Origin of the sequence: Vreelandella zhanjiangensis DSM 21076, from assembly GCF_000377665.1 — a bacterium.
Lineage (GTDB): Bacteria > Pseudomonadota > Gammaproteobacteria > Pseudomonadales > Halomonadaceae > Vreelandella > Vreelandella zhanjiangensis.
The window spans coordinates 251800-267752 of record NZ_KB898651.1; the positions used below are offsets into that span (position 1 = coordinate 251800).

Genomic DNA, 15953 nt, shown 5'->3' on the forward strand with positions numbered 1-15953 from the left:
CTTACACGGGCTTCGGCTCGCCCAGCTCGTTGTCGCTGGAGTCAAAGACCATGCTGTCGTGCTGCTTGAGCAGGCGGCTTGTCACCGTGCCCGCGGTCATTGAGCCGTTGACGTTGACCGCCGTGCGGCCCATATCGATTAGCGGCTCGATGGAGATTAATAGCCCCGCCAGCGCAATCGGCAGATCAAGCGTCGAAAGCACAATGATGGCCGCAAAGGTTGCCCCGCCACCGACGCCCGCAATCCCGAAAGACGCCAGTGTGACGACTAGCACCAGCGTTGCCAGAAACTCCAGCGAAAACGGATCGATCCCCACCGTAGGCGCAATCATCATGGCCAGCATGGCCGGATAAAGTCCGGCACAGCCGTTTTGGCCGATGGTTGCACCAAAGGAAGCCGAGAAGTTGGCGATCGCAGGCGGTACGCCAATGCGGTCCACCTGAGCCTCGATGTTCAAAGGAATCGTGGCCGCGCTTGAGCGTGAGGTAAACGCAAAGGTGAGTACCGGCCAGACCTTTTGAAAGTAGCGCTTGGGATTGACCCCAACGCCCATCAAAAACAGCGCGTGCATGACCAGAATCAGCGCCAGCCCCACGTAGGAGGCAACGACGAAACCAAGCAGGTTATAGATATCATTAAGATTGGACGTGGAAACCACCTTGGTCATCAACGCCATCACCCCGTAAGGCGTCAGGCGAATCACCATGCGCACCAGGCGCATGATCCACTTCTGCACGATATCGATCCCTTCAATCAGCTTATCGCCAAGTGCTGCATTTTCACGCTTGATGCCCAGTGCCGCCATACCCAAAAACGTGGCAAAAATTACCACGCTGATAATCGACGTCGGACGCTCCCCTGCCAAGTCCTGAAAAGGATTACTGGGAATAAAAGACAGCAGCAGCTGCGGTATGGTCAGATCAGCCACTTGAGCACTGCGCTCGATAATGGCCTGACCCCGCTCAAGCTCGCGGGCGCCCTGCACCAGCCCTTCGGCAGACAACCCAAACAGCTGCGTCATGCTGATGCCGATAACCGCCGAGATCGCCGTGGTAAGCATCAGCATGGCCAGCACGCCCAAACTGATCTTGCCCAGCGCACTGGCATCGTGCAGACGCGTTACGGCGGACAAAATAGTGACCAGCACCAAGGGCATGATGATCATTTTAAGCAGCTGAACGTAGCCGCCGCCCACCAGATTTACCCAGTCAATCGTACCGCTAAGTACGGCTGAATCGGTATATCCCCACTGCATCAACCCGCCCAACACAACGCCGATTACAAGACCGGCGAGCACCACGCGAGACAGGCTGGCACCACGGCGCTGCCAGCGCGCCAGCAGCGCAATTGCCAGCATAAAGATCAAAACGTTGATCGCAATCAACCCATGCATGTAATGCCTCTCCTGAAAAAACAAAAAACGGCACATCAGCGATGTGCCGTAAGATAAGCGGAGCAGAAACATAGCCTGCTAATTCTTGCGCGCTATGGTAAGTAATAGCGGCGCAGAATAAAAATGTATTTTGCTTATAACCTTGGAAGCATTTAGATGGTTGAGGCAACTGCCGGCAGGGCTATTGGATAAAGGGCTACTCAAAGAAGTACTGCTAAAAAAGACTTATCGAAGCATGGCCATTTTACAGACAAAAAAAAGGCGGCCCATAGGCCGCCCGCTCCAAGCACTTCCTCTGACCACTCCCTGTGTCATATTCCTCAGGTAACTTCCTTACCAGGGCTCACATCAGTGTGGCACCCAGCGTACCTGTTTACATCTCGTTGCATTGCATTCTGTCTAAAGCATCCCTGCCTCCCCTGTCCTGAATGCATTGTGGCAGATAACGAATGCTTCTCAAGGCGGGCAAAATAGAAAAGGGTAAGCCTCACCGGCTTACCCTTTTTCTCAAACCAATTAAAAATCAATCACATGAATTCGCACTAATGCAAAATTACGGATTTTCTTACCCAAAACCGAGCGATTTTCGTCGGTATTTGTAAGACATCTCTTACAAAATCTTGAGACATATCTTACAAACTAACCCTAAAAACGCCTTACTGACCTTTAATAGCTTTCAGGCCCGGGTAGGTAACATCACCTAGTTCCGCTTCGATCACCAGTAAGCGGTTATATTTAGCTACCCGATCAGAACGGCAAAGCGAGCCGGTCTTGATCTGACCTGCACAGGTACCCACCGCCAGATCGGCAATGGTGGTATCTTCAGTTTCGCCGGAGCGGTGCGAGATAACCGCGGTAAAGCCTGCATCCTGAGCCATCTTGATGGCGTCCAGCGTTTCAGACAGCGAGCCGATCTGGTTGAACTTGATCAGAATCGAGTTGCCGATTTTTTCATCGATGCCGCGCTTGAGGATTTTGGTGTTGGTGACGAACAGGTCATCGCCTACCAGTTGCACCTTGTCACCCAGCTTATCGGTCAGCGCTTTCCAGCCGTCCCAATCCGACTCATCCATACCGTCTTCGATGGAAACGATCGGGTAGTCGGCGCAAAGACCTGCCAGATAGTCGGTAAAGCCTTGCGCATCGTAGCTTTTACCTTCGCCGGAAAGGTTGTACTGGCCGTCCTTGTAGAACTCAGACGAGGCACAATCGAGCGCGAGCGTAACGTCTTTACCCAGGGTATAGCCCGCATCTGCAACGGCCTGCTTGATAACCGCCAGGGCATCGGCATTAGAGGCCAAGTCAGGCGCAAAACCGCCCTCGTCGCCAACCGACGTGGAAAGACCTTTCGCCAGGAGTACTTTCTTCAGCGCATGGAAGATTTCTGCGCCCATGCGCAGACCTTCGCGGAAGTTGGGCGCGCCTACCGGCTGCACCATGAACTCTTGGATATCGACGTTATTATCCGCGTGCTCGCCGCCGTTGATAATATTCATCATCGGCACGGGCATGCTGTATTGACCCGGCTGGCCGTAAAGCTCGGCAATGTGCGCATAAAGCGGCACGCCCTTGGCATTGGCCGCCGCTTTGGCAGCAGCCAGCGATACAGCCAGAATCGCATTCGCACCCAGGGTGGCTTTATTTTCAGTGCCATCCAGCGCCAGCATGGCATCGTCCAGACCGCGCTGATCACGCGCATCCATGCCGAGTAGCGCATCCCGGATCTTGCCATTGACCGCATCGACAGCTTTCAGTACACCTTTGCCGAGATAGCGCGCTTTATCACCGTCGCGCAGTTCAAGCGCTTCACGCGAACCGGTGGAAGCACCGCTGGGTGCGCAGGCTTCGCCTACCGCGCCACTCTCAAGACGCACGCGCGCCTGTACTGTCGGATTACCGCGTGAATCGAGTACTTCCAGTGCACTGATATCTACAATTTTGGTCATGACAGTGTCCTTGGTTGTCGGTCTAATAAAGGATTACGTACCGCGTTGGCTACCGCGCTCAGCGAATAGTCAACGGCGCAAAGTTTTTCACCAATGAATCCAATTGCGAAAGCTGGGTTAAAAATGGCTCAAGCTGATCAAGCGGCAAGGCACAGGGGCCATCACACTTGGCATTATCAGGGTCTGGGTGAGCTTCCAAAAACAGCCCGGCGAGGCCCACAGCGACACCGGCACGGGCAAGCTCGGCTACCTGAGCACGCCGCCCATCGGCACTGTCGGCGCGTCCACCCGGGCGCTGAAGCGCGTGGGTGACATCAAAAAACACTGGATAGCCGGTCTGTTTCATATCCCCAAACCCGAGCATATCGACGATCAGGTTGTTGTAACCAAAGCTTGAACCGCGCTCGCACAGCATCAGGCGATCATTACCGGCTTCCTGAAACTTGCTGAGGATATGGCGCATCTCATGAGGTGCTAAAAACTGGGGCTTTTTGATATTGATCGCGGCACCGGTTTTGGCCATCGCCACTACCAGATCCGTCTGGCGTGCCAGGAAAGCGGGCAGCTGGATGATATCCGCGACTTCTGCCGCCTGAGCCGCCTGCCAGGGCTCGTGGACATCGGTGATGATCGGCACGCCGTAACGCGACTTGATATCAGCAAGTATCTGCAGGCCTTTTTCGATACCCGGACCACGGTACGAGTGAATCGAGCTGCGGTTGGCCTTGTCAAAGCTCGCCTTGAATACATACGGCATGCCAAGCTTTTGCGTCACGCTGACGTAGGCTTGGGCTACCTCGTCGGCAAGCTCCGCCGACTCCAGCACGTTCATGCCGCCGAGCAGCATTAAGGGCAAAGAATTGCCGGCGGTTAGGCCGGCAATGTTGATATGACGCTCTTGAAAAGGTGCTTGAGAAGACATTGGCTTCCCCCCTTATTCCTGAGGTGTCGCGTGAGACCGGGTACGCGCCGTTTTGTGCTCCAGCGCTGCATTTACAAAGCCCGAGAACAGCGGGTGTCCGTCACGCGGTGTGGAGGTAAATTCCGGGTGGAACTGACATGCCACATACCAAGGGTGATCAGCCAGTTCGACCATTTCAACCAGCGACTGATCAACGCTTTTACCTGAAATTACCAGGCCGGCTTTTTCCAGCTCGTCAATAAACTGGTTATTGACCTCAAAGCGGTGACGATGGCGCTCGACGATTTCATCAGAGCCATAAGCTTCACGCGCTTTGCTGCCGGAAGTCAGGTGACATACCTGTCCGCCCAAGCGCATGGTGCCGCCCAAATCAGACGCCGCATCGCGCAGCTCGATTTTACCTTCGGCATTCAGCCATTCGGTAATCAGGCCGACCACCGGGTGCTGGGTGTCATGGGTAAACTCGGTGGAGTTGGCATCTTTCCAGCCCGCCACGTTACGCGCAAATTCAATAACCGCTACCTGCATCCCTAAGCAGATTCCCAGATAAGGTACGTTATTTTCGCGGGCAAACTGGGCGGTAAGAATCTTGCCTTCCACGCCGCGCTCACCAAAGCCGCCGGGTACCAGAATAGCGTCTTTACCCGCTAAACGCTCGGTGCCGTGGCGTTCGATGTCTTCAGCATCGATATAGTCGACGTTGACCTTGATGCGCCCCTGAATGCCAGCGTGAATCAAGGCCTCATTAAGCGACTTATACGCGTCCAGCAGCTCCATGTACTTACCGACCATGGCGATACTCACGGACTTGAGCGGATTAAGCTTGGAGTCCAGCACCTTCACCCACTCGGAAAGATCGGCGGGCTCGGCATCAAGGCGCAGCTTATCGCAGACGATATCATCCAGGCCGTGCTCGTGGAGCATCAGCGGGATACGGTAAATGGTATCCGCATCCTGAAGCGGTACGACCGCGCGCTCTTCAACGTTGGTAAACAACGCGATCTTGCGGCGCTCGCTCTCTTCAAGCTCGACTTCGCTACGGCAAATCAGGATATCCGGCTGAATACCAATCGAGCGCAGCTCTTTAACGCTGTGCTGGGTGGGCTTGGTTTTCGTCTCGCCCGCCGTCTTGATATACGGCACCAACGTCAGGTGCATAAACAGCGCGCGATTAGCACCCTGCTCGCTACGAATCTGACGGATCGATTCCAGGAACGGCAGCGATTCGATATCACCTACCGTGCCGCCGATTTCTACCAGCGCCACGTCGAAGCCTTCACCGCCGGCATAAACGCGCTGCTTGATTTCATCGGTGATGTGCGGGATGACCTGTACCGTGCCACCCAGGTAATCGCCACGGCGCTCTTTGCGCAGCACGTGCTCGTAAACACGGCCTGTGGTGAAGTTGTTGCGCTGGGTCATCTTGGTACGAATAAAGCGTTCGTAGTGGCCCAGGTCCAGATCGGTCTCGGCGCCATCCTCGGTGACGAACACCTCGCCGTGCTGGAAAGGGCTCATGGTGCCCGGGTCCACGTTGATGTACGGGTCGAGCTTGAGCATGGTGACCTTAAGGCCGCGGGCCTCTAAAATCGCCGCCAGCGAGGCCGACGCGATGCCCTTGCCAAGAGAGGACACAACGCCGCCGGTCACGAAGATATATCGTGTCATGGAAAACCTGTCGAAACGTGATCAAAAGGCGTAACAGAAAGCCACACCAGGATGGGACGACAGAATAGCAGACTACGCCTCAAGGCTCAATTTGAACTGAGCAGTCAAAACCGACTCAACTTGATCACACTTGTGCACCGCCCCAGCGATAGGTCTCCGCGAGGGCGCTGTGAACCCGTCCCTGGGCGCTACTTTCGCCATCTGACCGCCATGGATGGCGGAAATGCCGGAAACGAATGGAACTGCTTTCCGGCCATGGCGAAAGACCCTCGCTACGACCTATCCCTGGCGCTGCTCTGACGTCAAGCGCGCGCTATACGCCCAGGTAATCCAGAATGCCTTCTGCGGCCTGGCGGCCTTCATAAATCGCCGTAACCACCAGATCAGAGCCGCGCACCATATCGCCGCCGGCAAAGATCTTTTCATTGCTGGTCTGAAAGGCGTACTGGCCGTGCTCTGGGGCTTTTACCAGGTCGCGCTCATTCAGATCAATGCGCGAGCCTTCAAACCAAGGCGCAGGGCTTGCCTGGAAACCAAACGCTACAACCACCGCATCGGCGGCAATAATTTCTTCGGATCCCGGTACCACCTCAGGGCGACGGCGGCCGTTTTCGTCAGGTTCGCCGAGTCGAGTGCGCACAACCTTCACGCCTTCGACCTTCTCTTCACCCACTACCGCCACCGGCTGGCGGTTGAACAGGAACTCAACACCCTCTTCGCGCGCGTTGGTCACTTCACGGCGAGAGCCGGGCATGTTCTCTTCGTCACGGCGATAAGCACAGGTAACGCTCGCAGCACCCTGACGGATCGAGGTGCGGTTACAGTCCATGGCGGTATCGCCACCGCCGAGAACGACAACGCGCTTGCCTTCCATCGAGATGTAATCGTTGGGATCTTTCTCGAATCCCAGGCAGCGGTTGACGTTAGCGATCAGGAAATCGAGCGCTTTGTACACACCAGGCAGGTCTTCACCGGGGAAACCGCCTTCCATGTATTTATACGTGCCCATGCCCAGGAAAACCGCGTCGTACTCCTGGAGCAGCGTATCGAACTCGATATCCGTGCCGATTTCAGTATTCAGACGAAACTCGATACCCATTTCCTCGAATACCGCCCGACGGCGCTCCATAACGTTCTTTTCAAGCTTGAACTCAGGAATACCGAAGGTTAACAGGCCGCCGATTTCCGGGTACTTATCAAATACCACGGGCTTGACGCCGTTGCGGGCCAGAATATCGGCACAGCCAAGCCCGGCAGGCCCGGCGCCGACAATCGCGACTTTTTTATCCGTCCACACGACCTTGGACATGTCCGGGCGCCAGCCCATGGCAAACGCAGTATCGGTAATGTACTTCTCGACAGAGCCGATGGTTACTGCACCAAAGCCGTCGTTGAGCGTGCAATCACCTTCACACAGCCGGTCTTGCGGACATACGCGGCCACACACCTCGGGCAGCGAGTTGGTTTTATGCGAAAGCTCAGCGGCTTCAATGATGTTGCCTTCCACGACTAGCTGCAGCCAGTTGGGAATGTAGTTGTGAACCGGGCATTTCCACTCGCAATACGGGTTGCCGCAATGCAGGCAGCGATGCGCCTGGCTTGCCGCATCAGTGGGTTTGAACGGTTCATAAATCTCAGCGAATTCTTTGGCACGCGTATGGGCGGCTTTTTTCTGTGGGTCTTGGCGACCCACATCAACAAACTGGAAATCGTTATTTAAACGGTTAGCCATGATTTCTCTCCTCGAAGCGTAGACACAGGCGGTTTATTGCGGCTGACGCCGAGATTGATCCAGCAGACTGCCCAGACTTGCCGCTTTTGGCTTCACCAGCCAGAAGTGACGCAGGTAGTCGCTAAAGTCTTCCAAAATCGCGGCCCCACGGCTGGAACCCGTCTCTTCGACATAGGTGGTAATCAGCTCGCGAAGATGGCGGCGATACGCTTCCATGGCTTCCGTACTAATGCGATGAATTTCGACCAGCTCGTGGTTGTACTTGTCCACGAAGGTACGGTCTTCATCCAGCACGTAGGCAAACCCACCGGTCATGCCTGCACCAAAGTTAACGCCCGTTTCACCCAGCACACACACCAGACCGCCGGTCATGTACTCGCAGCAGTGGTCGCCAGCGCCTTCAATCACCGCCGTGGCGCCTGAGTTACGCACCGCAAAACGCTCGCCTGCGGTGCCCGCGGCCATCAACGTGCCGCCGGTTGCGCCATACAGGCAGGTGTTACCGATAATCGCGGTTTTATGGCTTTCGAACTGGCTGACCTTGGGTGGCACGATCACGATCTTGCCGCCGTTCATGCCCTTGCCCACGTAGTCGTTGGCATCGCCTTCCAGGTACAGATTCAGGCCGCGGGCATTCCAGACGCCGAAGCTCTGCCCTGCCACACCGGTAAAGCGTGCGGTAACGGGCGCGTTTTCCAGGCCCTCTTCCCCATAACGCTTGGCGATAGCGCCGGAGGTAAGTGCGCCTACGCTGCGATCACAGTTAGTGATGTTAAAGCTGAACTCACCGCCCGACTGGCTCTCGATAGCCTCTTTAAGCGCTGCCAACACTTCCTGGTTTTTAGCACCCGGGTCGTGGGGCACGTTGCGGCTCACCTTGCAGAACTGCGGCGCATCCGCCGGTACAAAATCGTTGGCAAGCAAAGGCATCAGGTCGAGTTTGCGCTGGCTTGCGGTATTGCCTTCAAGCACTTCCAGAAGGTCGGTACGCCCGATCAGGTCGGTCAGTTGGCGTACGCCGAGCATGGCCATCAGCTCACGCACTTCTTCGGCGATAAAGCGGAAGTAGTTTTTGACCATATCCACCGTGCCACGGAAGTGTTCGCCGCGCAGGAAATCGTCCTGGGTGGCCACCCCGGTAGCGCAGTTGTTCAGGTGGCAGATACGCAGGAACTTGCAGCCCAGCGCGACCATCGGCGCGGTACCAAAACCAAAGCTTTCCGCCCCCAGGATGGCTGCCTTGACCACGTCCAAGCCGGTCTTAAGGCCACCATCGGTCTGCAGGCGAATTTTGTCGCGTAGGCCGTTGATACGCAGCGCCTGATGCACCTCAGGCAGGCCCAGCTCCCAGGGGGAACCGGCATGCTTGATCGAGGTGAGCGGGCTTGCCGCAGTACCGCCATCATAACCGGACACGGTAATCAGGTCGGCGTAGGCCTTGGCCACACCGGTGGCGATAGTGCCGATACCCGGCTCGGATACCAGCTTCACCGATACCTGGGCTTCCGGGTTAACCTGCTTGAGGTCAAAAATCAGCTGCGCCAGATCCTCGATCGAATAGATATCGTGGTGCGGCGGCGGTGAGATCAGCGTGACGCCGGGCACCGCGTGGCGCAGGCGAGCGATAAGCGCGTTGACCTTGCCACCTGGCAACTGGCCGCCCTCGCCCGGCTTGGCGCCTTGGGCGACCTTGATCTGCAGCACTTCGGCATTGACCAGATAAGCTGGTGTTACCCCAAAGCGGCCCGAGGCAATCTGCTTGATCTTGGAGCTGCGAATGGTGCCGTAACGTGCGGGGTCTTCGCCGCCTTCGCCGGAGTTGGAGCGCCCGCCGGCTTCGTTCATGGCCTGGGCCAGCGCTTCATGGGCTTCCGGTGAGAGTGCGCCCAGGGACATGCCCGCGCTATCAAAACGTGGCAGCAGCGCATCAACCGGCTCAACGTCATCCAGCGGAATCGGCGTTTCAGCGGCTTTGAGCGTGAGCAGGTCGCGAATGGTCGCGACAGGACGCTCATTCACCAGCTGCGCGAATTTTTTCCACTTGGCGTAGCTGCCTTCCTGAACGGCGGCCTGCAACGACTTTACTACATCAGGGTTGTAGGCATGGTATTCATGGCCATGCACATACTTGAACATACCGCCCTGGGAGATACCTTTACGGGTAATCCAGGCGTCCTTGGCCAACAGCTCTTGCTGCATCTGTAGCTCAGCGAAGCCTGCACCCTGAATTCGCGATGCCATGCCCGCAAAGCAGGTGTTCATCACTTCATCTGAAAGCCCGACTGCTTCAAACAGCATGGAGCCGCGGTACGAAGCCAGCGTCGAGATCCCCATTTTGGAGAGTATCTTGAACAAGCCTTTCTGCAGGCCTTTGCGATAATTTTCCCGGCCATCGGCCGGATTGCCGGAAAGCTCGCCGGTGCGGTGCATATCGGCCATGACCTGATAGGCAAGCCATGGGTACACGGCGGTGGCACCAATACCAAACAGCACGGCCATCTGGTGGGCGTCACGGGCGTAGCCGGTTTCAACGATGATATTGGCATTGGGACGCAGCGCCAGACGACCAAGATGCGTGTGCACCGCGCCAACCGCCAGCGGTGCCTGAATGGGAATCAGCCCCTTGGGCAGGTCCGCATCGGTAAGCACCAGCAATACTTTGCCCGCTTTTACCTGGGCTTCGGCTTCCTGGCAAAGCGCATTGACCGCCTGCTGCAAGCTTTGCTGTTCGGGATCGTAACCCATGGACAGCGTATAGCTTGCAAACGCCGGGTCGTCCTGGTCGATCAGCGCGGTAAATTTACGCGGTGAAAGCACCGGCGTAGTAAGAATCAGCCGGTGGGCGTGCTCGGGCGTTGCCTTGAACACGTTAAGCTCCGCGCCACAGCAGGTTTCCAGCGACATCACGATCGCTTCGCGCAGCGGGTCAATTGGCGGGTTGGTTACCTGAGCAAACTTCTGACGGAAGAAGTCGGTCAAAAGGCGCGGGCGGCTTGAAAGTACCGCCATGGGCGTATCGTCACCCATCGACCCTACGGCTTCCTGACCGCTTTCCGCCAGCGGGCGAAGCACCTGGTCGCGCTCTTCAAAGCTGACCTGGAACATTTTCTGCTGCACATTCAGCGCATCGGTTTCCATGGACTGGAAACTGGCAAGCTCGGTGAGTGCCGACTCAAGGTAGTTGGCTTCCTGCTTGAGCCAACGCTTGTAGGGGTAGGCCGATTTCAGGCGGTCATCGATATCCTGGGTATGCAGCACTTCGCCGGTCTGGGTATCGACAGCGAGCATTTGCCCCGGACCCACGCGCCCTTTAGCGACGACGTCTTCAGGCTTGTAGCCATAGGTGCCGACTTCCGACGCCAGGGTGATATAGCCGTTTTTGGTGATTACCCAGCGCGCCGGGCGCAGGCCGTTGCGGTCCAGCATGCACACCGCCTGGCGGCCATCGGTCATTACCACGCCCGCCGGGCCATCCCACGGCTCCATATGCATGGAGTTGTATTCGTAGAAGGCGCGCAGCTCCGCGTCCATGGTTTCAACGTTTTGCCAGGCAGGCGGCACCATCATGCGCACAGCACGATGCAGCTCCATACCGCCGGTCAGCAGCACTTCCAGCATGTTATCCATACTGGAGGAGTCAGAACCGGTGGTGTTGACGACTTCATCGAGCTTATCGATATCGGGCAGATACTCGCTCACGAAGTTGGCCTTGCGCGAGTTAGCCCAGCCGCGGTTAGCCTCAATGGTGTTGATTTCACCATTATGAGCCAATAAGCGGAATGGCTGCGCCAGCGGCCAGCGCGGTGCAGTATTGGTCGAGAAGCGCTGGTGAAATACGCAGATAGCGGTTTCCAGACGCGGGTCGTTCAAGTCCTTGTAGAATGCCGGCAGATCTTCCGGCATCACCAGGCCTTTATACGACACCACTTCTGCCGAGAGCGACGCCACATAGAAGTCTTCATCGCCGCGCAGCGCCTGCTCGGCGTAACGGCGGGCCATAAAGAGGTCCACGGTAAACTGCTCGCTCTTACCTGGCTCGACAAAAACCTGCTCGATACGCGGCAGGCAGTCCAGCGCCATCGGGCCGCATACGCTTGAGTCGGTAGGCACCACACGCCAGCCGGCCACATGAAGGCCACGTGCACTCAGTTCGCGCTCGACGGTGTTACGCGCTTCCGTTGCCCGGGCGTCGTCGTTGGGCAGAAATACAACGCCCACCGCGAACTGCTCGTTAAGTGCCACGCCCAGAGCTTCCTGGGCAGCTTCACGCATAAACTGGGTCGGCATCTTGAGCAATAGCCCACAACCGTCGCCGGTTTTACCGTCGGCGGCGATCCCGCCCCTATGCGTCATGCAGGTCAGCGATTCAATGGCCGTTTTCAGTAAATCGTGACTGGCCTGCCCTTCCATATGCGCAATAAGGCCAAAGCCGCAGTTATCGCGAAACTCGCCAGGCTGGTGGAGACCTTTATTCATGGGCGTGCCTCTAGTCAAGGTATTTTATTAGCAGCGTTCTTATGGTTTAATAGTGGGTTTTTCTTTTTTTATTAAGATTTTTAACCGCCTAGAACAGGGCGCCTGCCCGATCCGCTGCTGCAAGAAAATGGTCGCTCAGCATAGCGATTCGCCCCCCGCCAGCGCAATCACCACGAAACCAAATTCAGCAAAAAGTCTTTTCAAATCCTACAGTTGCAAACCCCTCTATAGTAAAAAAGATATACACTTCAAGCACTTGCAAAGCCATATAACGCTATTTCAACGAAAAATCATAGATATTAAACTTTAGTCTAAATAACACTCAAAAATCCATGCCGATAGCGCATAAGCCATGCGAATTACATTATGCAGTGTGCATTGCAGTAATGTTGGGCCATAAAAAAGCCCACCATGAAGGTGGGCTTATTGAACACATAACGCTTTTACAGTCGAGTTACAGGCGCGGGTAGCTATCCAGTAAGGTGCGCAAGACCTCTTCCGAGGTCGTGTCATCAATACACGCATTGCCGATAGCATGTAACAGCACCAGCCGCAGCTTGGCGTCCACGTTTTTCTTATCCAGCCGCATGCGGGTTAAAAAGTCATCACTTTGCATATCGGCAGGCGCCGCCAACGGCAGCCCGGCACTCTCAATCACTAACTGGGCACGCGTTAAATCAGCGCGACTGATAAAGCCCAGCTGCTGGGAGAGCGTAGCGGCCAACGCCATGCCTGCCCCAACTGCCTCGCCGTGCAACCAGTTGCCGTAGCCTTGATGGGCCTCAATCGCATGGCCAAACGTATGCCCAAGGTTAAGATGCGCCCGAACGCCCTGCTCGGTTTCGTCATCCGCCACGATGTCGGCTTTTATCTGACAACTGCGCGCAATGGCTTCGATGATCGCCTCTGGGCTGATGTGGCGTAGCGCGGCCATATTGTCTTCAAGCCAGCTGAGAAACGCCTCATCACGAATCAGCCCATACTTGATGACTTCGGCAAGCCCGGCAGATAGCTCACGCGCGGGCAGGCTCGCAAGCGTTGCGATATCAATCAGCACTGCTTTAGGCTGCCAGAAAGCGCCAATCATGTTCTTGCCGAGCGGATGATTAACGCCGGTTTTTCCGCCTACTGAAGAGTCCACCTGGGAAAGCAGCGTGGTAGGCACCTGGATAAAGGCAACGCCGCGCTGATAAGACGCCGCAGCATAGCCCACCATATCGCCAATCACCCCGCCACCCAACGCGACCAGCGTACAGCGACGATTAAAGCCGGCTTCAAGAAGCGCATCCCAAATGCGACTAACCTGTTCAATGGTCTTGTACTGTTCGCCGTCAGGCAGGATGACCGTGCGCACGTCCACATCGCTGGGTAGATGTGCACAGAGTGCTTCCAGGTAAAGCGGTGCAACCGTTTCATTGGTGACCACCATTACCTGCTTGCCCGCCAGATAAGGCGTTAGCGCCTGGGGGTCATCTAATAATCCAGAACCAATATGGATCGGATAGCTGCGATCACCCAACGCAACATTTAACGTACGTTGGGCAGTGGCGGGCTGAGTCATTGGGATACCTTTGAGTTAAGCGTGACGGCGTGCTCCAGCGGGTCGGTCAAACGGTGCACCCGGCGTAGGATTTCATTGACCACGGCACGCGGGCTGCGCCGATCAGTGCGCACGGTAATATCCGAGGTAGCACGGTAAAGAGGATCGCGGGCGGCAAACATATCGTTGAGTACCTGCTCCCGGTTAGCGCACTGGAGAAGCGGGCGATTGCGATCTTTCGCGGTGCGTTTAAGCTGCTGGTCGACCGTGGTCATCAGGTAAACCACCGTACCCCGTTCACGCAGTACGCGCCGATTATCTTCGCGAAGTACGGCGCCGCCTCCGGTTGCCACCACTACGCCAGAAAGCCGGGTCAGCTCATCGATCATCTGAATTTCACGCAGCCGAAAGCCTGGCTCACCCTCCACATCAAAAATCCATGGGATATCGGCACCGCAGCGATCTTGTATGGCGTGGTCGCTATCATAGAACGTGCGCGATAGCTCTGCCGCCAACAGGCGACCTATCGTGCTTTTACCAGCCCCCATGGGGCCGATCAGAAAAAGGTTGGGTAAATCCTGCATCAGCGAACCGCCAAGCCATCGTCAAGTAGTCGTGGAGTAATAAAGACTAACAACTCTACCTTTTCATTGCTCTCTTCGGTATAGCGAAACAGCCGTCCGAGCAAAGGAATATCTCCTAAAAGCGGAGTTTTTGCCATTTGGCTCAGCTGTTCAGTGGTTAGAATCCCACCTAACACCACCGTTTGGCCATTATCTACCAGTACCTGGGTTTCAATCTGGTTGGTATCAATGGGCGGCTCGCCGCCAAAACCCGACTCCCTGAAACTATCATTTTTTATCACCAGATCCATGATAATACGATTATCCGGGGTAATTTGCGGCGTGACCTCAAGCGACAGTTCAGCCTCTTTAAACTGGGTATCCGGATTGCCCTGCACATCCACACTCTGAAACGCCCGCTCTTCACCCTGGCGGATAATCGCCGTACGCTGGTTCGCAGTGATTACCCGGGGCTGCGAAATAGTCTGGCTTTTGCCTTCGCTTTCCAGCGCGCGAAGCTCCAGGTCGAGCAGAATATCGCCGGATAAGTAGCCAAAGCTAAACCCGGTACCGGCCCCTGACGGCGCACCTAAATCGACCGCCAAACCGCCGCGTGCCCGGTTCAAGCCGCGCGGATTGATATTGCGCTGCCCTTGAGTACCGTCGGGCAGCTCCTGAAAACCACGCGTACTGGAGACTCCCCAGTTAACCCCCAGCTCGCGGGAGGCGGTATCCCGGGCTATCACAATGCGCGCCTCAATCTGTACCTGACGTACCGGCACATCAAAGCGCGCCAGCGTGCGCCTAATGCTGCGCACCTGTTCGGCCGTATCCCGCACTATCAGCGCATTGGTTCGGGGGTCGACACTCACCCGCCCACGTTCACTCAAAACCCCCAGGCCATCGTCTCCGCGCAGCAATTGGGCCAGGTCTTCAGCGCGGGCATACTTTATTTCAATAAACTCGTTCACGATCGGTGACAACGTTTCGTGATGGCTACGCGCCGCGATTTCTTCGCTTTCAAGTTCGGCAAGCTCACCCATTGGGGCGATCAGTATCACATTGCCATGTTCACGGCTTGAAAGCCCCCGGCTGTGTAAAATCGACGCCAGCGCCTGATCCCAGGGAACCTGATTCAGGTTCAGCGTGATACGCCCTGTCACGCCCTCACTGGCGATAAGATTAAGCCCGGTGAACTCAGCAAGCGTTGTCAGTACGGCGCGAATGTCCATGTCCTGAACGTTTAAACTCAGCCGCTCGCCAGTAAAACGCTCTTGCTGAGCCTCACTAACAGGCGGATTTTCTTGAGCAACGAAGGCACGAGTAGCCGCAGGTTCCACCAAAGAAACTCTCAGCCGCCCCCTCATCACCTGCGAAGTCTGAATCATCGGCTGGGTTAAACCGACCACCAGCCGGGTACGGCCGTTACCCTCGGCTATATTAATGTGCTCAATCCCCGGCTGATTTACCTCGATATGACGGCGCCCTAGCCCATTTTGCGTAGCGATCAGGTCCAGCGTCAGACGCGGCGGGTTATCCAGACGGTAACTCTGCAATTCAGCCACTCCACCGCTGAAATGCAGATCCATCTCCAGCGCGCCGTGCTCTCCCTGATGCACGTCTATATCCGTCAACACCGATGCCAGAACCTGACAAGGCATGAAAGCGAGCAGTATTAGCAGCGTGCGGCGGATAACAATGGCCATGGCGTAC

The 15953-nt window shown here is 56.3% G+C and carries 10 protein-coding genes; 1 reads left to right on the top strand and 9 read right to left on the bottom strand.

What is annotated here, in order from left to right; translation table 11 throughout:
• Position 1 precedes the first annotated feature (1 nt).
• The 4 genes from D467_RS0113455 to pyrG form a co-directional block, all read right to left on the bottom strand.
• Positions 2 to 1393: an L-cystine transporter gene (locus D467_RS0113455; RefSeq protein WP_018918046.1), complete on the bottom strand. Its 1392-nt coding sequence runs from the start codon at positions 1391 to 1393 to the stop codon at positions 2 to 4.
• Between the two features lie 656 nt (positions 1394 to 2049).
• A complete protein-coding gene (gene eno, locus D467_RS0113460) occupies positions 2050 to 3339 on the bottom strand; it encodes a phosphopyruvate hydratase (protein WP_018918047.1) in 1290 nt (429 codons plus the stop codon).
• A 58-nt stretch (positions 3340 to 3397) separates the two neighbouring features.
• Entirely contained in the window at positions 3398 to 4261 is an 864-nt protein-coding gene (gene kdsA, locus D467_RS0113465; protein ID WP_018918048.1) for a 3-deoxy-8-phosphooctulonate synthase, read from the bottom strand.
• Positions 4262 to 4273: 12 nt separating this feature from the next.
• Complete coding sequence (pyrG, locus tag D467_RS0113470) at positions 4274 to 5929, bottom strand: CTP synthase (RefSeq protein ID WP_018918049.1); 1656 nt, start codon at positions 5927 to 5929, stop codon at positions 4274 to 4276.
• Positions 5930 to 6049: 120 nt separating this feature from the next.
• Here pyrG and D467_RS19845 point away from each other — a divergent pair, with 120 nt between their 5' ends.
• Positions 6050 to 6229: a hypothetical protein gene (locus tag D467_RS19845; protein WP_155826494.1), complete on the top strand. Its 180-nt coding sequence runs from the start codon at positions 6050 to 6052 to the stop codon at positions 6227 to 6229.
• A gap of 13 nt (positions 6230 to 6242) precedes the next feature.
• Here the strand turns inward: D467_RS19845 and D467_RS0113480 are convergent, their stop codons facing one another.
• From D467_RS0113480 to D467_RS0113500, 5 genes are all read right to left on the bottom strand, one after another.
• Complete coding sequence (locus tag D467_RS0113480) at positions 6243 to 7661, bottom strand: glutamate synthase small subunit GltD family protein (protein WP_018918051.1); 1419 nt, start codon at positions 7659 to 7661, stop codon at positions 6243 to 6245.
• A gap of 33 nt (positions 7662 to 7694) precedes the next feature.
• Positions 7695 to 12137, bottom strand: a complete 4443-nt coding sequence (gltB, locus tag D467_RS0113485; RefSeq protein ID WP_018918052.1) for a glutamate synthase large subunit — start codon at positions 12135 to 12137, stop codon at positions 7695 to 7697.
• A gap of 454 nt (positions 12138 to 12591) precedes the next feature.
• Entirely contained in the window at positions 12592 to 13698 is a 1107-nt protein-coding gene (gene aroB, locus D467_RS0113490; protein ID WP_018918053.1) for a 3-dehydroquinate synthase, read from the bottom strand.
• On the bottom strand, positions 13695 to 14261 hold the full coding sequence (aroK, locus tag D467_RS0113495; RefSeq protein ID WP_018918054.1) for a shikimate kinase AroK: 567 nt from the start codon (positions 14259 to 14261) through the stop codon (positions 13695 to 13697). The genes aroB and aroK overlap by 4 nt, the downstream gene beginning before the upstream one ends.
• On the bottom strand, positions 14261 to 15946 hold the full coding sequence (locus D467_RS0113500; RefSeq protein WP_018918055.1) for a type IV pilus secretin PilQ: 1686 nt from the start codon (positions 15944 to 15946) through the stop codon (positions 14261 to 14263). The genes aroK and D467_RS0113500 overlap by 1 nt, the downstream gene beginning before the upstream one ends.
• Positions 15947 to 15953 lie beyond the last annotated feature (7 nt).